The organism is Paenibacillus allorhizoplanae (assembly GCF_927798215.1).
Lineage (GTDB): Bacteria > Bacillota > Bacilli > Paenibacillales > NBRC-103111 > Paenibacillus_E > Paenibacillus_E allorhizoplanae.
Map to the genome: position 1 here is coordinate 540,552 of NZ_CAKMMW010000001.1, position 23,153 is coordinate 563,704.

The 23,153-nt window shown below is 47.2% G+C and carries 12 protein-coding genes and 1 riboswitch; of the genes, 2 read left to right on the forward strand and 10 right to left on the reverse strand.

Annotated features, from left to right (window positions below; translation table 11 throughout):
* Window positions 1-8: 8 nt before the first annotated feature.
* Together L6I86_RS01855 and L6I86_RS01860 are read right to left on the reverse strand one after the other, a co-directional pair.
* On the reverse strand, window positions 9-1,046 hold the full coding sequence (locus L6I86_RS01855; protein ID WP_236284211.1) for a glycoside hydrolase family 88/105 protein: 1,038 nt from the start codon (window positions 1,044-1,046) through the stop codon (window positions 9-11).
* A 38-nt stretch (window positions 1,047-1,084) separates the two neighbouring features.
* Entirely contained in the window at window positions 1,085-3,316 is a 2,232-nt protein-coding gene (locus L6I86_RS01860; RefSeq protein WP_420851828.1) for a rhamnogalacturonan lyase, read from the reverse strand.
* 342 nt (window positions 3,317-3,658) lie between these two features.
* Window positions 3,659-3,743, forward strand: a riboswitch (cyclic di-GMP riboswitch).
* A 151-nt stretch (window positions 3,744-3,894) separates the two neighbouring features.
* Here L6I86_RS01860 and L6I86_RS01865 point away from each other — a divergent pair.
* Complete coding sequence (locus L6I86_RS01865; RefSeq protein WP_236284213.1) at window positions 3,895-5,637, forward strand: methyl-accepting chemotaxis protein; 1,743 nt, start codon at window positions 3,895-3,897, stop codon at window positions 5,635-5,637.
* Window positions 5,638-5,721: 84 nt separating this feature from the next.
* Complete coding sequence (locus tag L6I86_RS01870; RefSeq protein ID WP_236284214.1) at window positions 5,722-8,784, forward strand: amino acid adenylation domain-containing protein; 3,063 nt, start codon at window positions 5,722-5,724, stop codon at window positions 8,782-8,784.
* A 175-nt stretch (window positions 8,785-8,959) separates the two neighbouring features.
* Here L6I86_RS01870 and L6I86_RS01875 read toward each other — a convergent pair whose 3' ends face one another.
* The 8 genes from L6I86_RS01875 to L6I86_RS01910 form a co-directional block, all read right to left on the reverse strand.
* Window positions 8,960-11,689, reverse strand: coding sequence for an alpha-mannosidase (locus tag L6I86_RS01875; protein WP_236284215.1), 2,730 nt, complete (start codon window positions 11,687-11,689; stop codon window positions 8,960-8,962).
* Between the two features lie 3 nt (window positions 11,690-11,692).
* On the reverse strand, window positions 11,693-14,806 hold the full coding sequence (locus tag L6I86_RS01880; protein ID WP_236284216.1) for a beta-galactosidase: 3,114 nt from the start codon (window positions 14,804-14,806) through the stop codon (window positions 11,693-11,695).
* Complete coding sequence (locus tag L6I86_RS01885; protein ID WP_236284217.1) at window positions 14,803-16,122, reverse strand: glycoside hydrolase family 125 protein; 1,320 nt, start codon at window positions 16,120-16,122, stop codon at window positions 14,803-14,805. The genes L6I86_RS01880 and L6I86_RS01885 overlap by 4 nt, the downstream gene beginning before the upstream one ends.
* A gap of 45 nt (window positions 16,123-16,167) precedes the next feature.
* Window positions 16,168-17,088: a carbohydrate ABC transporter permease gene (locus tag L6I86_RS01890; RefSeq protein ID WP_236284218.1), complete on the reverse strand. Its 921-nt coding sequence runs from the start codon at window positions 17,086-17,088 to the stop codon at window positions 16,168-16,170.
* 29 nt (window positions 17,089-17,117) lie between these two features.
* On the reverse strand, window positions 17,118-18,056 hold the full coding sequence (locus L6I86_RS01895) for an ABC transporter permease (protein WP_028553304.1): 939 nt from the start codon (window positions 18,054-18,056) through the stop codon (window positions 17,118-17,120).
* 75 nt (window positions 18,057-18,131) lie between these two features.
* Entirely contained in the window at window positions 18,132-19,610 is a 1,479-nt protein-coding gene (locus L6I86_RS01900) for an ABC transporter substrate-binding protein (RefSeq protein ID WP_236284219.1), read from the reverse strand.
* 180 nt (window positions 19,611-19,790) lie between these two features.
* Entirely contained in the window at window positions 19,791-21,311 is a 1,521-nt protein-coding gene (locus tag L6I86_RS01905; RefSeq protein ID WP_236284220.1) for a response regulator transcription factor, read from the reverse strand.
* Window positions 21,304-23,127, reverse strand: a complete 1,824-nt coding sequence (locus L6I86_RS01910) for a sensor histidine kinase (RefSeq protein ID WP_236284221.1) — start codon at window positions 23,125-23,127, stop codon at window positions 21,304-21,306. Before L6I86_RS01910 ends, L6I86_RS01905 begins: the two co-directional genes overlap by 8 nt.
* Between the last annotated feature and the right edge of the window lie 26 nt (window positions 23,128-23,153).

A 23,153-nucleotide genomic window follows, 5' to 3' on the forward strand; every position in this document is an offset into this window, starting at 1 on the left:
TGCACCACTTAAATCTTACTTACAATCTTCCTGTTCTGAAGCAATGCAACTAGGTAAGCCAAGGTCAATCCTTGCCCCCATCCCTGAACCCGCTTCTTGGAAATTACTTTATAGTCATCCGCCGAATACATAACTGCCGTACCAGCCGATACGTTCCGAACCGATCCGTCCTCATCAATGTTGGCCAGGATGCCCGCGTACGCATTAGCCATAAAGTTTTGATGTAAGGGATGTCCATTAATAGACATCGCAGCGGCGATGCCGGCGGAGGCGGAGGTTTCCTCATAGGAGGTTTCATCATTCAGTACCGTACGCCACAGCCCATTAGGCGTTTGCAGCCTCACTAGTGCGCTCAATTGGTCGCCAAGAGCGCCGCCGATTTGCATCCACATGGGCATAAACGGGTTCAGCATCTTGTAGGCCTGGGCCATGGTGTATGCCGCCCATGCGTTGGCTCGACCCCAGTAAATACCGGACAGATGGTCCTTCCTCACGTTATCCCATGCATGGTAGAAGAGATTGTTTTTGGAGTCCTGAAGATATTCCTCGTGCCAGTAGAATTGGTTCAGCGCATCTTCAATGTATTCCTTGTTATCTAATTTGAAGCCTAGCCTCAGCAAGAAGTATGCCGCCATGAACAGCGTGTCCGCCCATGCCTGCTCGGGAAAATCGTTCTCTGAGGAAACCGTGTGCTGGAATACGCCTTCTCCGAACCGGATGGCCTCTTTGCGGAGATACTCGGCCTTCATCAAAGCCAGGTCCAGATATTTTTTATCGCCAGTAGCCTCATGCAGGGTTATCATTGTATGTCCCATAGCACAGGCATTCACCATCATCGGTGGAAGCCCCAGTTCCAGATATTCGTCCACCCAATTCACCAGAAAATCGATATATTCCTGATTTCCTGTTGCTTCCCAAGCTTTGGAAATTCCATAAAAGGCCACTCCGCATGACCAATTCCAGGTAAAATCAATATTCATTGTTCTGCGGACAATCCGGTCAATAAGCTCCTTCACTTCAGCTTCGTTGCATTCAAACTTGCGCATTCCATCCATCTCCTTTATTTCGATGCGTATTGGATTTTTCAAAATTCTGTTCTTAACAAAAGATCTGGAACAGGCACTTTGCCCCAATTCATATCCGTACCTAGATAAAAGCTGGTGTAGCAGGGCTGGTTGTACACCACGTTCTGCCAGGCTACCCCTGTTCGGTACTGGGGATCATGCATCAGGGTGTACAGTTTTCGATCTGTCACCTCAGTGCTCATGTAAATGCGGATGGCCTTGCTATCCGTCGTTCGCACCACCAGTTCCTCCCTCCAGTCTCCGAACAGATCCGCCACCAGGCACGGATTGCCCTTGGTGCCATTGTTGGAGCGAGTGCCTTCGGCCGTCAACAGCCGGCCCCGCTTCCAGTCTTCGATGGTAACCGATTCGTCAAAGGTGCCACTAATGAACTGGCTAGTCATGTCTGCCGCCCATTTGATGCTCATATTGGTACCGGGGGCCTTCTCATCTAGCCTTTCGCCCTTGGCCGACCGCAATCCCCGAGACGGCTCATGAGCCAGATGGCTTTCGCTGCACCAAGTTTGCAGCCCGGGGACCTCCGGATCTACTTTGCCGATCATGCCACGGCCCACATCCTCCTTGGCAAATGCACCGTACAGCACCTCTCCGGTTGCCGCATCCCGCAAGGTATATCCATAAGGGCCATGAATGCCAGCCTCATGGACCATATAGATCTGAAGGCCGGCCCTATCAGGATCGATAACCGCCACATGCAAAGCATCCCCGTGACCCAGCTTGGCATACTCCCCTGGATCCGCGCTCCCCTCCGGCAGAATCCCCCCGGAGCTATACAGGATGCTGCCGTCTTGATCAATGGTCGCCGACCCGTAGACGATTTCCTGACAGCCGTCCCCGTCCACGTCAGCGGTCGATAGTGAATGGGCCCCCTGCTTGGCCAGCCCGCCGAAGCGAGGGTTCCGGCCGTCCTGAAGGTGCAGCGTATCCCTGAAAGGATTGTTCATCGTGACCCATCCGCTGTCGGTGAACCATATTTCCTTCAGCTCCTGACCGTCCCAGCTGTAGGCTGCCATGGTAGCCCGGGTGTAATACCCACGGGCAAATAAAGCATAAGGCTTGCAGCCGTCCAAGTAGGCAACCCCTGCCAAGAATCGGTCAACCCGGTTCCCTGGCTCAATGCGGTTCCAGGAATAGTCCCCCCACATAAGCCCGTCGTCATGGCGTCCCGGTTTGTAGCGGAGCGTCTTAAGCTCTTCTCCCGTTTCACCGTGGAAGACACTAAGGTACTCCGGACCTTTCAGGATAAAGCCCTCGAATTGGCGCAGCTTGTTGCGTTCACTTCTTCCAGGTGCATACACATCTAGGAAATAATCTGCCAGATGCACTGCATCCTCCCGAGAGAGCGGATAGTCATACTGGGTGGAAATACCGAAGCATTCCTCTAGCGTAGCCGGCCAGCGTCCTTCCATTACTTCCTCATGCTTGTGCCAACCCTGGAACATATCCGCCACATGCTCCGCATAATTGGCGCTGCTCATGCGATAATCATCATCATGACTGCAGCCGGCTTCCACATCCTCCGGCAGTAGAGTGATGAAGGTTTCGGAAATGGGAGCACCGTCCTGATACCGGATCACACGGGTACCCGGGGCAGTCTTGAACATGAGCTCTGCCTTGCCGTCCCCGTCGAAGTCATAGACTAGGAACTGCGTGTAATGAGCCCCCGCCCGAATATTGACCCCCAGATCGATCCGGTACAAGAGGGTGCCGTTTTGCTTGTAACAGTCCAGGAACACATTCCCCGTATAGCCTACATGGGAGACATCTTTGGAGTTGGACGGATCCCATTTGACGAAATATTCGTATTCCCCATCTCCGTCCACGTCGCCTACACTCATGTCATTGGCGCTGTAGGTATAGGACTGACCCACAGGTGTAACTCCGTCCGCAGGCTTCTGCAGCGGAATTTCTAGATAGGGAGCTTCCCACGGGCGGATTTCGGCACACCATTCCTGCTCCTTCCCGTCCATCACTACGGCTACCGAATAAGCCGATTCTCGGGTACCGACTTTATCCAGATAATTGGTACTGTCGCCGATCTCCGCAACAAGTAAACCGTTGCGGTACAATCGGAAATCCGCGCCAGTTAGGCCGTGGTCCGAAGCACCTGTCACCTCATGCCCCAAAAGCCGCCAGCTGATAAATATCCCCTCGGAAGTGCATACTGCCGCCAACCCCCGGTCCAAATTCTCCATTTGTACACTCATTCCAGATCCTCCAGTACTTATCATACATATTCACAATGACCCACACGGGCAGCCTTTTCCCATCTAAGCCTTGTGGATGACAAAGCTTCAAAAAATCAACACCTGTAGCGTACTTCCTCGCGCAACTTCCGGCAATGGGACATTTTTGTCCAAAGTTATACTATTTTGAGCGGATGCATCTCCATTTGGAGTGACTAATGCCATATACCTATGTAACAAGCCAAATTACGATACTTAAGTATGACCTTAAAGTCACACATTTCACAATTTGTATACAATTCATATATACATATAGTATTTACAGAAATGTATCATTAATTTATAATAGTCATAATTTGTAATAGTCATATTTTGTAAGGAAGCAGTAACTGTAAAGGGCAAACTTATCGAAAGGTAAGGGCGCAAAGTTATGGGCCTAAAGCTACGAAGCTATGGCTGCCAAACCGCCAGTTTGTGATAGTAAGCCTATCCCGAACCTTTGGGATAGGCTTTTTTATGTCTCTATCACTACTGAGTCTTCAAAAAATGTCGAAGAATGGGGGATATTCGCAGATTATAGCGTTTCATGTCAATACAAATAGCATCTAAGGAGTGCAGTTAAATTGAAGACCAAGAACTATTTCGGCAAAAATCTTTTATTCTCGATGTTGAATTTGCTAGTCATCGGGGTAGTGCTTATTTCCATCAGCGCTTATTTTCAGAATCAAATTTTAACAGATACATTGAGAACGCAGACCCATAATATGACATCCGTGTGGGCACAAGGTATAACCTATAAAGACGTCCAGGGTGCACTAAGTGATAAAAGCTATGAAGCAAGCGAGCAACAACGATTAACCAAGCAATTTGATAGTTACACTGCCTTCAATGCCAATGTAGCGCAAGCTTACATATTTGGGGTTGAGTTAGCGGATGGGAATAAAACATCGTTGATTTCGTTCCCGAGTCACGTTGTTAAAGCATTTAAAGAAGCAGGTTTGAACATCGGAGATATGTATGAGCAACCGAAAGGGATCGTCAACGGTTTGAAAACCATGTTGAAAACCAAAACCGAGACCTTCACTTCTTACTATAAAGATGATTACGGCACATGGGTCAGCGTTCTTTACCCAATTATGGACGATAGTGGCAATGTTGCAGCTTACTTTGGCGTGGATGTAGACGCTAAAGTAATTCCCGATGCTCAAAAATCGTTCCTCCTGAGTTCGATCATTTTACTCTTAATCGCCTTGGTGATTTGCAACGGAGCGCAATATTGGGTGGCAAGAAGAACGCTTATGCCGATCAACCAATTAATGCGTGGAATCGAACAAGCCTCTAACGGAAAGTTCAATTTCACATTGGAGGAAAACGGCGGTTTCGGCGAACTAAACAAGAAATTTAATATGATGCTTTCTAATATTCGCGAAATATTATCAAGTATTAAACAAACAGCTTCAAGTGTATCCGACGCTTCCAATGAACTGTTCAGCATCACTGAAGACAATCGTCACAGCATCGAGCTGATTACAACAGAAATCAGAGACATGAATACGCATGTCGACCAGCAAAAAAATTCTACAGAAGAATGCGGACGATCCGTTGAAGAAATTGCAGCTTCTTTGCAAGTCATCGCTCAAAACGCAACCGAAGTTGCCAATGCTTCTCATGCTATGAAAAATCTTTCCGAAGAAGGCAATATGGCCGCTCAAACGATATCGGATCAAATGGGACGCATCAATACGAACTCGATTTCTACCGCTGGTACAATCAAGCTCCTTGAATCGAAATCAGAAGAGATTGGTAGTATTCTCAACCTCATTAAGGACTTAACTGCTCAAACCAACCTACTGGCATTAAACGCAAGTATTGAAGCTGCTCGAGCTGGCGAACATGGCAGAGGATTCGCAGTTGTAGCGGCTGAGGTACGTAAGCTTGCCGATCAATCGAAAAATTCGACAAGTCAGATTGAAACGCTTGTTGCCGACATTCAATCAGAGACTCACAACACAGCTACATTCGTGACACAAGGTACAAATGAAACCAAAAAAGGATTGGAAATTGCTAAAAGCACAGGTGAATCCTTTACTAATATTTTGGATGCCTCGCAGGTCGTATCGAATCAAGTTATAGATATTTCATCCGCTACACAAGAAATGTCTGCAAGTACAGAGCAAGTGACTGCCATGATGGGTGAATTAGGAGGAATATCCAGGAAAACCGCACACAGTACTAACAAAATTATGGAATCGGTTCTGACTCAGGAATCATCCTTACAAAGCATTTCTACTTTCGCCAGCAAGCTCTCAACGGTTGCTGAGGAATTGAGCAATATGGTAGGCAAGTTTGATATAGAGATGAAATAAACGGATAGGAATTCCGGATTACATGGCGGTTGTCGCCCTGTAATCCGTTCCAATAAGATAATTCACATATAGAGGAGAGAGACCATGCTGAATCTCGTCAAAGAAAAACCGTCCATCTACAGTGAAATCAACCAGACGGACGAAGCCTACCCAGAAACAGAAACGATATCCTCCATCTTTCGGCGCGTAGCAACGAGATATGCAAGTAAAGCAGCAATTTCTCATGGTGACATTGAAATTCTTTACGCCGATTTGTTCACGCAGAGCTCTCAGGTTGCGAACGCTTTGACCAATGCCGGCTGCCGTAAAGGCGATTTTGTCGGTATTTATATGGAGCGCAGCCCCGAAACCGTTATCTCCATTCTTGGAGTATTGCGTATGGGCGGTATTTATGTCCCTATTGACCCGGAGCATCCTATTGAACGCAATCGGTATATCGTACAAAACGCTAGCTGCAAACAATTGATCATCAAGAAGAACCACCTGGAAACTGCTGCAGAGTTATGTCTTACCTTAGGTGTCGATACCCCGATTTCGATAGAAAACTGTTTTTCGAACAGCGCAACCAGATTCGTGGATGCAAACATCACTCCCGATGATTTGGCTTATGTGATTTACACTTCCGGCTCCACCGGAAATCCGAAAGGTACACTGATTGCTCATAGAGGCGTTGTAAATCTTTCGAATACGTTCACCAACAAATTGGAGATTTCGAGCGCAGATGTGCTTACTCAGTTTTCTACATTTAGTTTTGACGCCTCTATTTTAGATACGTTCAACTGCTTGCTCAACGGTGCAACGCTTGCTATTTTAACTAAGGAAGAGCAATTGACGCCTGATCTTTTTTTGTCACTTCTTGAAAGCAAAAAAATTACTATCATTGGTTGTATTCCCACATCTGTATTTAATCGTCTAACTGAGACAACAATTTCCAATCCCAAATCGATGTGGCAGACGGTAAGAAACATTACCGTAGGCGGGGAAGCACTTCTCTCCGACCATGTACGCAAGTTCCAAGACAAGTTTGGCATGGGTACCGTCATTTTTAATGCTTATGGACCAACAGAGTGCACTGTCGTTACAACGACCTTCAAGATAACGGACTATTGGAACAGCAATTCGATAACTGTCCCTATCGGCTCCCCTATCGGCAATTATAAGATTTATGTTGTTAAAGCTGACGGAACGCTTGCGGAAGTCGGCGAAGAAGGAGAGCTTTTCATTGAAACCTTCGCCCTTGCCAAAGGATATTTGAATCTCCCTGACAAAACGAACGAAGTTTTCATTACGAACCCGTTCAGCAGCGCTCCTAACTCCAAGGTTTATAAATCGGGTGATATCGTCAAAGTGCTATCCGATGGCAATCTCGAATTTCAATATCGTAAAGATGGGCAATTAAAACTGCGTGGCTTCCGCATTGAAATTGGTGAAATTGAGAACGCTTTGTCCAAGCATCCTTCCATTCTCGATGCAGCCGTAGTCGCTATCCAAGAGAACAATACCGTAAAGCATCTTTCCTGCTTTTACTCGACAAAATCCCATGTATCCAGCACTGAGCTGCGTGAGCATATCAAATCTTACGTCCCCTATTATATGATTCCAAGCTTTTTCTATAACTTACAGGAAATACCGCTCTCTCCTACAGGCAAAGTAGACAGGAAGAAGCTACTCGCCATGGATAATATCGATTTTGCAGACACGAATAGTCCTTATGAAGAGCCAACAGGCGAATTAGAGCATGCCATTGCATCGGTATGGTCTAAAATTCTAGGACTTGCGCGAGTCGGTCGCAACGAAAGTTTCTTCGAGATTGGCGGAGACTCTCTAGGTGTTATGGCGGTTTTATCACGTTTAAAACAGGATTACCTCAACTTGCGAATGAATGATTTGTATCAGCATCCAACAGTGAAAGATTTGGCTGCCTATATGTCTACATTATCCAGTAATACTGACGAAGTTGAAGAAACGCCTTTCGCCGAGTACATGCTACTTAGGGAGCTGCCCATACTTCCAAAGGTGCCTACTAATGGGCAAGACGGTTTAGGTTCGGACATCTTGCTAACCGGGGCAACCGGATATTTGGGTTCACATTTGATATATGAGCTATTGACAACCACTGATGCGAATATCCACCTACTGGTTCGTCCCAAATTTGGTCATAACGGGATTGCTCGGGTTTGGGAAACCTTGGACTCCTATTGGGGGCAAACGTTTTTTGCCAAGTATACGAATAGGATTTTCGTACTCGAGGGCGATCTGGCGAATGCTGACTTAGGCTTGGGCGCCGAAGAACGAAAGTTTGTTTCTACTAAAATCACTTCTATTATCCATGCTGGTGCGGATGTTAGACATTTTGGCAGTATGGATGATTTCCATGCAACCAATGTGATTGGCACTCAAAACCTGCTGAAATTGGTATACGATAGGCCAACTGTCCCCTTCCACTTTATTTCTACAATAGGCATACCAGAAGATATGGCATCATCAGGATATTGGGAAACGGTATCGCAAAATTTTCAGGAGTTTTATAGCTTGAAATTGGAAAATGTATATACAAACAGTAAACTTTTAGCAGAAAAAAGTGTCGTTGAAGCCATTAGTGCGGGGCTGCCATGTTCGATATATCGAGCAGGCAATTTGTCGTGCCACAGTGTGACCGGTCGCTTTCAAAAAAATATACATGAAAACTATTTCTATCGTATGATCAAGGCATTCTTGCTTCTAGGTAAAGCGCCTATCGTAGACGCATATATGGATATCTCTCCTATAGACTTTGCAAGCAGCTTTATGATTTCCTTAATGAAGCAGCGAACATTCGGTGAAATCTACCACATTTGCAATCCGGTTCAAGAACATTATGATGCATTCATTGAAGCGCTGAGAGAACTAGGATATGCCATTGACCTATTACCACAAAAGGAGTTTGAAAAGTGGGTCATTACAGTAGGCAACAACATCAGTAAGGAAGCTGTTCAATTAGCCATTCCATTATTGGAAGGCGACGGGGTTAGAACTTCACCGTACCTTTATAGCTGCGAGAGCTCCATTCAGAATGCTAGGTCCTTAACTCCCTTGCCAAGCTTGAGAACGTTGGTATCCGCATTGGTCGAACATGCAGTCGATCGTGGATATTTCCCCAAACCGTAGAACCTAACATCTGAGGGCTCTGCGGCAAGGCATCATACTGAATAACGGATAGACAAATTGAATGTTAGTAGGGGCAGACAAATTTTTCAATTTGACCTGCCCCTTTAACAACAAAAAAAAGCCTGCAAAGACCAGAATAGCCTAAGCTAATCATGTCTTTGCAAGCTAGTAATGACTACCGCTGAATCCCGATCGTCACGATCTCACAGGGACCCACTGGCAACGTCAAGCCGCCGTCTGCCTCCACGGCCAAACGCTCGCCTTGTGTTTCCAAGATCGTGCTTTTATAGAAATTCCGCTGCGGAAGTTGCGTGCTGACCTTAACCTCCGCATGCTGTGAACGCATGTTGTACCAACGAAGCAGCACATCACCTGATGCTTCATTCATTTTCATCGAGGATAAAGCCAGCCCTTCGCCTTCCCATTGGAAAGGAGCAAATGTCGAAGCAATTCGGCCATAATGGATGCCGGTTTGTGCCACTGTCCAAGGAATTTGGAACTGGTATGCAGCCGTATAGGCTTCATATTGGGCGCCATCACCATTGTGCGGGAAGATCGCCAATCGAACCGTATGTTCCCCCAGACATTGAGCCTCCGGAGTCGGGAACAAGCCCCAATCGCCGAGTTCGCCAACCGCGCGAAGAAGCGTAACGGCGATTGTATTCCGCCCATCGCGCAGAACTTCGTATTCGTTCAATCCGAGATTGGCGACGACCAAGCCCGCCCCAGCTTCCCTGACATCAACAAATGTTTGTTGATGCTGCGTATTGCTTGGGTTTTCCCACTCTGCTGCTGGCGTATTATCGCGCTGTACGACTTCAAACATCGAATCAGCATGATGCGTTTCCGTAGTCAGATCGGTTGGGAATAACATCCGCAATCGATGATCTTTCGCCTGATTGTTGTAGGATGACTCGATCTCAACTCCCTGGCCAGCTCGGCTCAAACCAACCACCGTGCGGATCCGCATAGGAACCATACGTGTTGAACGCTGTGCTTTACGGTGCGGATAGTACACTAAGTCACGTTGTTCAACGTCCAGCATATCGTCGCCCGACGCAGGAATTTCCCAATCATGGATAATTTCGACGGAAGCTTGGTAGGCCGTATCTTGAAGCACACGGATTTGGGCTTGCAAGCCGCTCGTTGTCAACGGCTTTTCGCCATCTGGTTGGCGGAACATATACTCGTTGCCAATATCTCCGGTATTCTCGTACACACCCAAATCCCGGTACGTGCGGCCGTTCTTCTTATCCGTCAGCGTGAATGAACCGTTATCCGCGATTTCAATCTTGATCGCTGCATTTTCCATGACCCGCTCATCTGCGAACAACGAGGTAGCGGCCAAATCTGCTTCTCTCTTCACCCATGCGTAAGTCTTCAAACCTAATGCCGGCACATTGTCGGCTTCGAACGTCAACCTCACTTTTCGGCACATATACGGCTGACGGAACTTGTCGTCCGGCAAATCGTATCCGAATTGCAAGCCGAGATCCTCGACTGTGCATGGGAGAGACTGCGAAGACGCATCCACGAGTACTCGTCCTGTAATATCCGCCGCTTTGACAAAAGCGCTTGCTTCTTCCAGCGTATACCCATCTCGGAAATAGAGGCGTAAAGCATCGATCTCGATACTTACAACCCCCGAGCGTTCCCAACCCGATGTATTAAACACAACTACGGGAAGAGCACCTTCACCCGCCAACGTAAAGTCAAACGTATCAATCGCATCTGCAATGGCTTGCTTGCTGTCATCGATAATGGCTTCAGCAACATGACGGCTCTTATCGAAGCGCGTAACCATTTCACGGTGCACTTCGTCCACCGAGCAGCCGCAGATGCTATCATGCGGATGATTTTGCATTAAAGTTTTCCAGGCGTAAGTGAACAAATGATGCGGGTACTTCTCCCCGACTTTGAGGACATGGGCGAAAGCCGCCAGCGGCTCTGCCACTTTTTCCAACATTGCTTGTCCGAGCTGATTCATCTGTTTCAAATACACGCGCGCCGAAGCCGTATTGACAAGCGTTGACCATCCGTCCGTCCGCTGGCTGCGCAGCTCGCCTCTGACTGTCGAAAGTTCCTGCTTGCCTGAACGCTGAACGGCCGCCAAATAATCGTTAAAATTCGAATGAACAAAGGTTGTATCCGGGAATAGCTTACTCACTGCTTGAATCGCTTCCGGCAGATCCAACTGAACAGGCTGATGATCACAGCCATTCATGAAGAGCAGTTCACCTGTGGAAGCGTATTTCTCAGCGTCCGCCAGTTTGCGTTCCCAGTATGCTTTGGCTTCTTCCTTGTCAACCGGGATCTCATTGCCGTTGGAGTACCAGTTGGCAAAAAGAATGCCCAGCACCTGGGAACCATCTGGCCCCTCCCAAATCAGCTCCGAGAAGGAGGATTCAAAATCACCATCCGAGACTGTGTTGTTGAAACCCGTCGGCTTCACGCCTCGGCCGAATAAGGCATTCGTGATACCGGACTGCTGCATCAATTGCGGCGTCTGCCCGACTAAGCCGAATGTGTCGGGAAAATAACCGATTTTCGAAACATCGCCATACGCTTTCGCATCTTGATGTCCAATCTGCATATTGCGGACATTGGCTTCGCCGCTCGTCAAGAAAGCGTCCTGCAAAATATACCAAGGCCCGATGAGGATACGGCCATCCTGAATTAATTTGCTTAGGCGATCCCTTTGTTCGGGTCTGACCTGCAAGTAATCCTCCAGAATAATCGTCTGACCGTCCAGAAAGAAACTGCGATAATTCGCATCTTGATCCATTTTATCTAATAACGTATCTACGAGTTTAACTAGACGCACGTGGTGCTTCTCATAAGGTAAATACCACTCCCGGTCCCAATGGGTATGGGAAATGATATGAGCCGTTCGCTTGGTACTCATGGTTTAGCTCCTTTCAATATGGACTTCATCTTGGCGGTAAATGGAAATAACTTGTCCTTGTCTATCTGCGGCAAAGAGCACGGAGCGCTCTTTCTCCAGCGTGAAAGTATATGTCGTCTCACTGTCGGTATCCAGAACTTTAACATTCACATCCCAGGCAAATTCGGAGACAAATACGTACAAGAATCCACCCTTGAACCGCAGCTTCCTTCCGTAAATCCCCGCGACATCGCCTTGAATCCACTGCAATCCGCTGCTGCAACCCGCTTTATTTACTGCGTATCGGTACAGCGCCTCTACGGTATCCATTCGGTCGTTTATTTCCACTGGCAGCGGACTCCATATCAATCGGCCATTGCCTAAAGGAAGATCAACAACGCGATCTCCGCCAGCACTTGGCTTCGCTTCCGAACTTCCAAGTCGTACTTCTTTCAACGTTTCAGCAATTCGGCGTCGCCCATAGGAAACAGGGTACAAAGTGCCTTCCAGCTCAAGCATTTCTTCACGTCGTACATTGTGAAGTTCTGCTTCACCCAGCTCACCCTGGAGCCGTGGCTTTTGTTTCCAGTACGCATCCAGACTGATTGGACCTGTAGCGAGTAATGTCGCACCCGTGCGCTTCACAATCTCGATCAGCTTTATCCATGCTTGTTCATCCAAATTATGCACGCTTGGAAGCATAATCAGCTTCGCTGGCTGCTGCTCCAGCGCCTCCAAATGATATTCCGAAGCCGCGCGGAACGGCAGCTTCATCCCGTATGACAGCACGCGAGTCAGGGACGTCGTGGCATCGAACGCTAATTTCCGGTTGGAGAAATCGTTGGAATAAGGAAATACTGCCACGATATCTTCCAGCTCCCGCTCCTGGAATAGATCTCTGATCTCGGCCATAAAGCGACCGAAATCATACGAAACATCCGCTTCCGGTTTCTCCGTGCCATCGGCACGAAGCGCTCCGATATGCGACTCGTTCGCGTTATCCATATAGAAATTGGTGTTCCAAATCCAATGAATAGCTCCTGCGCCTCCGGTTGCGAAGGCGTAAGCATATTTGCGCTCCAATATGCTGCGCAGCTCGATCTCCGAACGTTTAGCACGTCCATCCGGGGTTTCTACGTACATAATGCCAGTCTCTTGAATCACATTCGGTTTATTGGCAGTTTTGGCAAAGATCCCATCCCAAACGAGGTTATCGTTCAACCACCACGAATGGACAGTTGTGTAATCTACCGCTTCTTCGTAGAAAAGCGGTGAAGGCCGCTGCGCGCCAAGCGCTTCATCCTGACCGACGACAACGAGATGTTCAGGCACAATTTCTTTGATTGTGTCATACAGCTGTTTGGCCCACTGGTTGTGCATCTCCATCGAGAATAGGCAGTAATCGAGCCAGCGTGTCCCCTTTTTCGCCCGGTGCATGTCCTGTACGTCGAAATTGATGTCTGCCGCCTCCGGAATGACAGCCGCTTCATAAGTCGGAAGCTGCATAGGCGTCATATTCCAGCGTTCTTGCAGTAGTTCAATACTCTCATGACGCTGCTTGAGCCACGCAATGAAAGCTTCTTTCTCATATTTGTCCCGACTGGAACGAGGGCCATCCGAGAAAATCTGAGCGGGATCAAACATCGATGGCTCGTTAATCAAGTCCCAATCCACATGGGTTGTCGCCTGATGTCGGGAAACGATGGAGCGAATAAATCGCTTCTGAGCTTCCACACTTTGCGGATCGAGATAGGGATTAACCCCTTCCCAAGTTTCTGGTGTGAAGGAGAAGAAGGTAAACGTCACCTGAAGCTGATGTTTTTTGGCCGTCAGGAGGAAGGCATCGATGGCTCTCAATACTTCCTCCGAAGCATGACCATCCACCTGCATGATATTGCGGTAGGCGGTCCAAATGCCCGTACGAATCCAGTTAATGCCTGCTTTGGCCATTTGGGCCATATCCCGATCCCATACATCGCTATTGGGCAGGAACAGGAATTTCCGAGCTACATCGGACGTCATGTACGTCATGCCAACTACGGGCAGTGGACGACCATCCTTGATGAAATAATCGCGTCCGCAAGTGATGGGCTGACCTTCTTCGAGCAGCCCTGCATCATGCCCCCAGAAACCTTGACGAAGCAAACGGTGCTCGCCGTCTTCTGAGACTGCCTCGCACGTTACGCGATACAAACCGCGCTGTATATCAAGCGGTACGGGAATCCGCACCACATTGAATTCCTTGTTGACTTGAACAGTTAGACGATGCGTCCAAACATCCTGTGTATCTTTTTCATGTTCGATACGAAGATCCAGTGTCCACGTCTTAACGGCATCAGTAACCCCGATAAGTTGTGTCTGAATCGTCAGCTTCGCATGCTCACCAGCTTCATAGCTGGCGTAATTCGGCTTGATCCACAGCTCGGTCACACCGCTCGCACAGAATCTCGCCCATTGGATCAATTGCTGGGCGCCACCTTCGCTCCAGAACGAGAGACTCAGCGGCACATTGACGAACATCCAACGCGAACCGATAAACGCACCGCGCGAATTTTCCCATAGGACGACAGGAGCCGCTACTTCGCGGCCTGTCTTGCCAATGCTTTTCAGCAGCGGATAAATCTGCGTGCTCATCGTACCCGCCGCGCCCATCTGATGAGGCAAATCACTGTCTCGCGTCGTATGCGGTACCATATTCCAGGTATCGGCAAGCGCGAACAAGGATTCTTGACCTTGCAGCAGCGGTAAAGTTTCTAACGCGATATTGGAATGGATTGGCGTACCTTCAACTCGCAGAATTTCATGAATATGCAATTGCTGGTGGTAGCCAGTCTGCTCCGATTCCACATGCCAATTCTCATCTTCCCAGCGGACAGGACGCTTGAAGGCTGCGCCACCAACACTCAGCAGGCCGCCGCCGCGCTGCAAGAACGCCAGAATCTCAGGCCACGCCTCTTTCGGAAAATATGGCGCATGCAAATTGACGAAACATCCAAAATCTGCTGATCTCAGTGCCTCTCCAAGTGCATGGGCACCTACTACAACAGCCCCTTGCGCCGTCAATTGCTCGATTGGCATATCGCTAAACGAACTACTCGGGAATCCGGATTCATGGAATATAAGGACCGGACGACTCATAGAAGACCATCCTTCATTGCTTGATAAACCAATTGAGAGAATAGGCTGTTCGACCACGCAAACCATTTGCGCGTGAAAATCGTTGGGTCATCGACGTGAAAACCTTCATGCATGAATCCCGTATCTGCATCTGTCGCTTCCAGCATCGCGATCATCTCCAGCTTCTCCTCTGCCGTCGATGCCGTAATGCCTTGCATGGACAGAGCCATATGCCAAATGTAGTCGTCCGGCGTATGCGGACTGCCGATTCCTCGCGCCACCTTGCCTTCAAAATAGAACGGGTTCTCTTTGCTAAGCGCAAAGCGTCTTGTGTTTTGATAAATAGGATCGTCCGCGGTCACATAGCCCAAGTAAGGAATCGACATAAGCCCCGGTGTCCCGGCATCATCCATCAGGCAGTAATTGCCGAAGCCGTCCGTTTCATACGCATAAATGGGACCAAATGTCGGATGACGATATATCCCGTACAATTGAATGCCATGATCAATGTCCGCTTCGAGCGCTTTGAGTTGTGCGAGGAAATCTATGTCCCGGAACACCCATTCCGCGAATTCTTGCATATGGCGAAGGGCGACTACCGCGAACATATTCGCTGGAATGTTGTAATGAAAGTCACACGCATCGTCACTGGAACGGAAGCCTGACCACACCATCCCCGTATAATTCACAGGCATACCCAAGCCATGATTGCGGAGAGAATCGGTTGGTATCCCGTTGTTGCGGGTAAAGCGATAAGGCGACTTTTCAAAATGATGCTGCTCGGTCAGGAACAACTCATAGATCTTAACCATTGCGGCTTTAAAGCCAGCATCAAAGATATCCGTCAATTCGGTTTCCTTCCAATACGCATAAGCCAGACGCATCGAGAAGCACAAGGAATCGAGCTCAAATTTACGCTCCCATACCCATGGCGACATCTCTGTTTGGTCTGCTTTATTCCAATGCCAGTCATTGGCCGACTCATTAAATGCATTCGCATAAGGATCAATATGAATGTACTGAATATGACGTTTAATTAAACCGCTAATGATGCGTTGAAGATCCCTATCTTCTTTGGCAAAAGGCACGTAATGCATGACCTGTTCGACAGAATCACGCAGCCAGGACGCCGGAATATCTCCCGTGATGACAAATGTGGTGCCATCTGGCATCAGCTTGGTTGTTGTTTCTAATGTATTTGGAAAACAATTTTTAAATAATTGCAGGAGTTTAGGACGATGCGCCAGCTTTTCTTCGGCTTCCAACAAGACATCTTGAATGGCTTGGGGCAGTTCCAGCTTGGGCATCGGAATTTTCGGCAGTCTGAATTGTTCCACGGTAAATCCTCCACATTTCTATAATCTAAGAAGTTGATTAGGGCACTACTCTTTTACAGCACCGATCGTCAAGCCTTGAATGAAATAACGTTGGAAGAACGGATAAGCGAATATAATCGGTCCTGTCGCAAGCACAACCATGGCCATCCGCGAAGTATCCTGCGGCAGCGATTGCAGCAAGCCTATGCCAACCGACGGGTTGCTCGTGTTCTGAAGCAGGAACTGCATGCTGTTCTCAATCCGCATCAGCATCGATTGCAGCGGCACCAAGTTCGGCGTGTCGATGTACAGCAGCGCATTGAACCAATCATTCCAGTACCCCAAGGTACTGAATAACCCGATCGTCGCCAGCCCTGGCAGGGACAACGGCAGCACGAGCTTGACGAAGATACCGAATTCGCCGGCGCCGTCCATTTTGCCTGATTCAATAATGGCATCCGGTACAGATGTACTAAAGAAAGTACGCATAATCATGATATAGAATGCGTTGCCCGCTAATGGCAGCACCAAAGCCCACAGGGAGTCCTTGAGCCCGAGCAGTTGCGTCATGACAATATAAGTCGGCACAAGTCCACCGTTGAAGAGCATCGTAAAAAAGGCGAAAAAACCGAAGAAATTCCGGAATTTAAAGCTTTTCCGCGAAATCGCATAGGCGAATGTTGCGGTCAGTATCAAGCTGACAAGCGTACCTACGACCGTCACAAGGATTGTGACCCCATAGGACATTAGCAATTGATCGCCTGCTTTGAAGAGATAACGGTAAGCTTCCAGGCTCCATTTCTCCGGGATGATGCGATATCCGTTCGTATTCAGCGATTTCTCATCGGTGAACGAAATAATCGTCACAAACAGAAACGGGAACACACAGGCAATGGTAAAAAGACCCGCGGCCACATGAGCAAACATATTCAAAAGTGGCGGCAATTTATGAAAGTCTTGTTTTTTCATCGCTTTGACAGCATTCATTATCAGTTCCTCCTTTCCGCAATCCTAGGTTAAAAGAGTGCATTGTCTTTATCAAATTTTCTAACGACATAGTTCGAAGTCATCACGAGAATGAAGCCGATCACGGACTGATACAAACCAGCCGCTGTACTCATCCCGATTTCTCCTGTAGATTTAAGGCCGCGGTATACGTACGTATCGATAACATTGGTTACGGAGTATAACGTCCCGGAATCTCTAGGCACTTGCAGGAACAATCCAAAGTCTGCATAGAAAATGCGTCCGATCGCGAGCAGCGTCAGAATCGTCATTAACGGTTTTAGCATAGGGAAGGTAATGTTGCGGATTTGCTGCCATTTGCTCGCACCGTCAATCATGGCTGCTTCATAAAGCGATTTATCGATCCCCATGATCGCCGCCAAATACACAACAGAGCTGTAGCCGACTGATTTCCAGAGGTAAACGAGAATAATGATTAGTGGCCAATACGTCTTGTCGTTGTACCAACGAATCGGATCCACGCCAAACCAGGGAAGTATATGATTAAGCATTCCTTTATCCACACTTAGGAAACTGAATACGAAATAGCCAACGATGACCCAAGATAAGAAATAGGGCATGAACATACCTGTTTGATAAAGCTTAGCAAGCTTTTTATTCGTAATTTCGGATAACACAATGGCGAGTCCAACGGACAACACCAGACCTGCAATGATGAACACAATATTGTATAACAGCGTGTTGCGCGTAATGATATAAGCATCGTTGGTACTAAAAAGGAATTTGAAGTTCTGTAAGCCAACCCACTTGCTCTCCACAATACTTGCCCAGAAACCATCACGGCTATAACGGTACTGCTTGAAAGCAATGACCATGCCTGCCATCGGTAAATAAGAGAAGAACAGGAACCAAAGCGTTGCTGGTAATGCCATGAGCAGCAGCACTCTGCTTTGTTTAACATCTTTGAAAAAAGTTCCTATTCTGTTCATACAATCACCCCTTCGCTGATATTTAGACAAAGATCAGGTGAATGCAGAACATTCACCTCATCCTTAAACTTGCCTCTATTTTTTGTTAGCTGTTTTCCAAGCGTCAATTTGACTCTGTGCTTCTGCCATAATTTTATCCAGTCCGGCTGCTTTGAATTTCTCGTTAGCAAGCGGAATGTATTTATCTGGATCAACGGTACCCGTCATCAGTGTTGCCCAGAACTCTTCTTTCACGTTCTGTACAGCGGCGATTTCGTTGATTACTTTGGTTGGATCGAAGTTAAAGCCAAGCAGCGGCGCAGGTACGCCTGTATCGTTAAATTTCTTGAATTCTTCCCATTTGTTCTCAGGATCTTTGACATCTCTGTATGTCAACAGCACATTACCAAGGGAGAAAGTCGGCATATCGTAGTTTTTGGATGCCGGTAAGTTTTCCATTTTGTCGTTGTCGACTTTTTTATAATGTTCGCCTTCAATACCGGAATCGACTATGTTGCGAAGGACAGGATCTGTGTTGAGCAGGTTCAGGAATTCCATCGCTTTTTCCGGATATTTGGAGTTGGCCGAGATCGCTTGCATGGAGCCCATAACGGACCAGTTATAAATTAAAGCAGGGCTTGCTGGTTTGGATACAACAGGGTATCCATAGCTTGCTGACCAAAGGTTGTCCGCGAAAGGTTGATTTGTCGCTTTATCGGAGAACCACTTGCCAGTCACTTGTACATCATTCAAGGATGTCAGCGTGGATGCTTCTGTTGGAATGTAGCCGGCTTTGTAATATTTATTCATTGTTTTCAAAGCTTGTTTCATTTCTGGTGTATCTAAAATGTTAACGACTTTTAAATCTTTGTTGTCTACGCTAACAGCCATTGGCATTTTCTCAATGATGTAATCGTATGGCACATAAGGCATGTAGTTTTTATCAACAGCCAATCCGTAAGTGTTCGGCTCTTTGGCTTTAATGACTGAAAGCAGCGGCTCTAAGCTTTCCAGTGATTTCACGTTATCCAGACTAAGGTTATATTTGTCAGCCAGGGTTTTGTTGAAACGCCATACGTCTTGTGCTGGCAGCTCTTTGTTAGCTGGAACACCGTAATTATGTCCATCTACTTTGGAGCCGTTAAGGAAAGCAGGGTCCAATGCTTTGACGATGCCTTGTCCATTTTTTTGCAGCAGCTCGTCAATCGGCTTGAATGCGCCTTTACGCGCATTTTGCACATAATCAAATGCCCATGAAGACGTAAACATAATATCCATAGGAGTGCCGGAAGCGGTCATTACTTGCATTTTTTGGGCATAATCGCCCCAATCCGTCATATTCATCTTCACCGTAACACCGATTTTCTCCGCGGTGTACTTGCTGACTTCAGCCATAACGCGATCCACATCTTTCTGTGGCGTTCCGATCGTATACCAAATTAATTCAACGGGTTTATTCGCTGTCGCATTCCCTTTCGCATCATCGGCATCTTTGCTGCCGCAAGCGCTAAGCGTCATAGAAACCGCTAACGTCAATCCTAGTGTAGTGACCAAGTTTTTTTTCATTTTGCTCATTTTTTGAGTCCTCCCTAGTGAATACTCGTTCGTTTGTCTATGCCCGTAGGGGCTATATTTACAGTACTGCATGAAAGCAATTACAAATAGACGATAAACTAAATGAACCCTGTCTAAAATAAAGAAAAAAACGCTATCAAATCATTTTCGCACAAAAAAAAGACTGCTTCTAAGTTTTCCCTAGAGCAATCCACGATAATCCGTTGGCGAGATGCCAACATACTTTTTGAATTGTTTATAAAAATAACCCAATTCGGAGTAACCTACCTCTTTGGCAATCTGATGAACCTTCGCATGCGTTGTCTTGAGCAGGTCTTTCGCCTTCTCAACCCGGAAACGGTTCATATACTCCGTAAATGTCTCATTAATCTCTTTGTGAAACAATTGCCCTAAGTAAACAGGATGGATGTGGTAGTAGGCGCCCAACATTTTGAGCGAAAGCTCCTCCGCATAGGACTGCTGCACATATTTCAACACCTGCTGCACAATCGGACTGCGAACATCCGAAATCAAAAAGCCAATTGTCGTCTCGGCAATCTCCAGGATGGCAGCTTCCAGCTCTTCCAGCGCAACTGCCTCGCGAATCCGGTCAAAGGCAAGATGATACGCCTCCAATTCTTCGGTATGTCGGATTGCTTTGATTTCCAACTTGAAATGAATGACCATCTCAAAAGCAATATTCTGAAAATCCCGCGGCGTAATTCCCGGCACGGCTTGAATTCGCTTGAAGTCGCTGCGAATGCAAGCACGCAGGTTTTCTATATCTTTGGCAATAATAAGTTTGGCATAGGCCGGCCAATCAATGATCGAGAAATCCACCTTGGGATTGTCTTGATGCATGGCTAGCTCCTGATAATCAATCACTGGCAGCTCAGGATATATCCAGAAATATTCCTGTGCTTTTTTGGCGGTCTCATAGCTTTGTGCGACGCCATCCGGCAGGTGACCGACGGTACCTATGGAGATGCGAACCGATTGGTATTGAAGCGCGGTAGAAAGCTGATGAAGCAAGGACATCAGTTCTTTTTTGCCCTCTTCCATGTGATCTATGGATGCAAGCAGCAGGATATCTCCGTCCATATCGCGGAAAACGGTCACCCATTCGTAGGCGTCCAGCCGGCCAGTGATAAATTCAATGTCCTTATCTGCATCAACAGGCATTCGCAAAACGGCTGCAACCATATAGGCACTTGCTAAGTTGATGCCTAGAAGTTCTGCACGCTCATAGAACTCGAGCGGCGCAATCTGCTGTGTCAACCAACGATGCAGCGTGTTGTCCTTCAAAATTTGCTTGCTGTATGCCTGAACCAACTGTGTTTCGTTCATGGTATTCAGCTTCTGTACGGTATTTTGCAGCGACGCTTTAAGTTCTTGGATGTTAATGGGCTTGAGCAAGTAATTTTCGATGCCTAGCTGCATGCCCTCTTTCAAATAAGAAAACTCATCGAATCCACTGAGCACGATCACTTTCAATTCCGGATGAATGGATCTTGCATGCCGAATCAAATCCAGCCCATTCATAATCGGCATCGAGATATCTGTCACCAAAATATCTACGGATGTTTCCTGCAAAGCGTCCAAAGCTTTCTGTCCATTGCTGGCATGCCCCACAATTTCCAATCCGACTTCCGCCCAGTCAATAATGTCATACAACCCTTCGATAATGAAAGGTTCATCGTCCGCAAGAAAGACCCTAAACATCGTCCACCTCCGCTCCTCCGTCCATCGGCATCCAGATATCTATGGTCGTTCCATGACCTGGTTCACTATGTAATTTCACACCGTATTCACTGCCGTACAGCAGTTTAAGCCGTTGATTGATGCTTCGCAACCCAAAAGACTCCCCTTCCAATTCCTCATCTTGCAGAAATAACGCCAATTCCTTGAGCCGCTGGGGTGCAATCCCGTTGCCGTTGTCTTCAATCTGCACATGCAGAAACGCTTCTACCTGCTTCACCCGGATGTGAAGCTCATTATCCGAGCTTTCGCTTCGCAAACCATGCACAATGTAATTCTCAATGATCGGTTGCAGCGACATTTTCATCACACGCACAGACCCGAGCCGCCTGTCCCAATCCATGGTATACGTAAATTTATCCTTATATCGAATTTGGAAAAGTTCCAGATACAGACGACAGGCTTCCAACTCATGTTTGAGCGTGTAGATTTTCTTCTGTTGGACAAAACTTCGGAACAACGCCGATAAGCTGTAGATCATTTCCCCAACGTCGTGTGCGCCTTGCGAAATTGCCCGCATCCGAATCACTTCCAGCGTATTGTAGAGGAAATGAGGATTAACCCTAGCTTGCAGCGCCGTCAGTTCTGTCTGCTTTTGCTTAATGTTCGCTTTATACACCCGATCAATATAAAGGTTCAATTCCTCAATCATCTCGTTAAAGCTCCGTGATATTTGCCCGATCTCATCCTCTCGCACATCGGGTATCCGCACACTAAGATCGCCTTGCTTTACCTTTCGCGTGAATCGGATGATTTGATTAGTCCGTTTGGCGACACTCATCACAACCAGGAACGGAATTAGGATGGCGAAAAAAATACAAATCGCACTGATGAGGAAAATCGTACTACCGATTTTCTTTGATGAAGCATCCAGCTCTTTGCGGGGGATGATGCTGACCGTGCTGAAATTCCCCTTGCTTTGCGTAAGCTTCGTCACATAGTCGCCTTGGCTGGATCCACCATTCTCATACATCGCATTGATTTGATCCATATGTGGATAGAGCTTCCCAACGTATTGATTGGAAGAATCGAACAGCACACCGCCGTCCGGGGCCAAGACAAGAATCATCCCCTTCAGCTCGTCCTTATCGTTCTGCAAAATCTTCCAAATCCCATTCGTACTAAAATAAACGACCTGCTGGCCAATCGTCTTCAGCGTTAACTTGTCTGTGATTGGCGTTCGAATCGCATAAAGGTTGGGATCCCATTGTCCGATCGCTTCACGCACCCAAATATTCGGCAATTCCACACTCTTGCTTTCGAGAGCCATCACATCCGGGATATAAGAGCGTGCGCGATTGGCGGTAACGAATTTCATCTGCCCATTTTGCCCCAGCGCATATAACGTCTGCTGATCCTCACTGTATAGCAGCAAATTACTGATATCTTTGTTATCTTCCACCTGATTTTTAAAATATTGCAGCCCATCGCTCCACATGCTGTTACCGCCTAAATTATACTGCTCCAAACCGTGCTGGACATATTCTTGAAAAGGATGCTGCAGCATAAAAGACACACCTGAAGCCAGCGAGCTATCCCGATAGAGGCCGAATAGTATGGACTGGGCTGAATCATATTTTCCACCCAAATAATTGTTAACGTTCGTCAGCGCTTTCTTCTGTATATCCAACTCTCGGTTGATCGCCGCTTGAGACATCGAGTAGTACATAAAATAAGAAAACGAAATAATCGTTAGAACTGTAATCATGGAAAAGAGGAGCAGCAGCCTCATAAACAAATTATTTTGCAAATAATTCCGATATATCTTGCGCAGCACCATCCAGTTATCATCTCCTGCTGTTAATC

Excerpts from the sequence above, each read along its gene's own strand:
- L6I86_RS01910 (WP_236284221.1), bottom strand. The coding sequence starts at position 23,127 with ATGGTGCTGCGCAAGATATATCGGAATTATTTGCAAAATAATTTGTTT.
- L6I86_RS01860 (WP_420851828.1), bottom strand. The coding sequence starts at position 3,316 with ATGATAAGTACTGGAGGATCTGGAATGAGTGTACAAATGGAGAATTTG.
- L6I86_RS01895 (WP_028553304.1), bottom strand. The coding sequence starts at position 18,056 with ATGAACAGAATAGGAACTTTTTTCAAAGATGTTAAACAAAGCAGAGTG.
- L6I86_RS01890 (WP_236284218.1), bottom strand. The coding sequence starts at position 17,088 with ATGAATGCTGTCAAAGCGATGAAAAAACAAGACTTTCATAAATTGCCG.
- L6I86_RS01855 (WP_236284211.1), bottom strand. The coding sequence starts at position 1,046 with ATGCGCAAGTTTGAATGCAACGAAGCTGAAGTGAAGGAGCTTATTGAC.
- L6I86_RS01875 (WP_236284215.1), bottom strand. The coding sequence starts at position 11,689 with ATGAGTACCAAGCGAACGGCTCATATCATTTCCCATACCCATTGGGAC.
- L6I86_RS01900 (WP_236284219.1), bottom strand. The coding sequence starts at position 19,610 with ATGAGCAAAATGAAAAAAAACTTGGTCACTACACTAGGATTGACGTTA.
- L6I86_RS01880 (WP_236284216.1), bottom strand. The coding sequence starts at position 14,806 with ATGAGTCGTCCGGTCCTTATATTCCATGAATCCGGATTCCCGAGTAGT.
- L6I86_RS01905 (WP_236284220.1), bottom strand. The coding sequence starts at position 21,311 with ATGTTTAGGGTCTTTCTTGCGGACGATGAACCTTTCATTATCGAAGGG.
- L6I86_RS01870 (WP_236284214.1), top strand. The coding sequence starts at position 5,722 with ATGCTGAATCTCGTCAAAGAAAAACCGTCCATCTACAGTGAAATCAAC.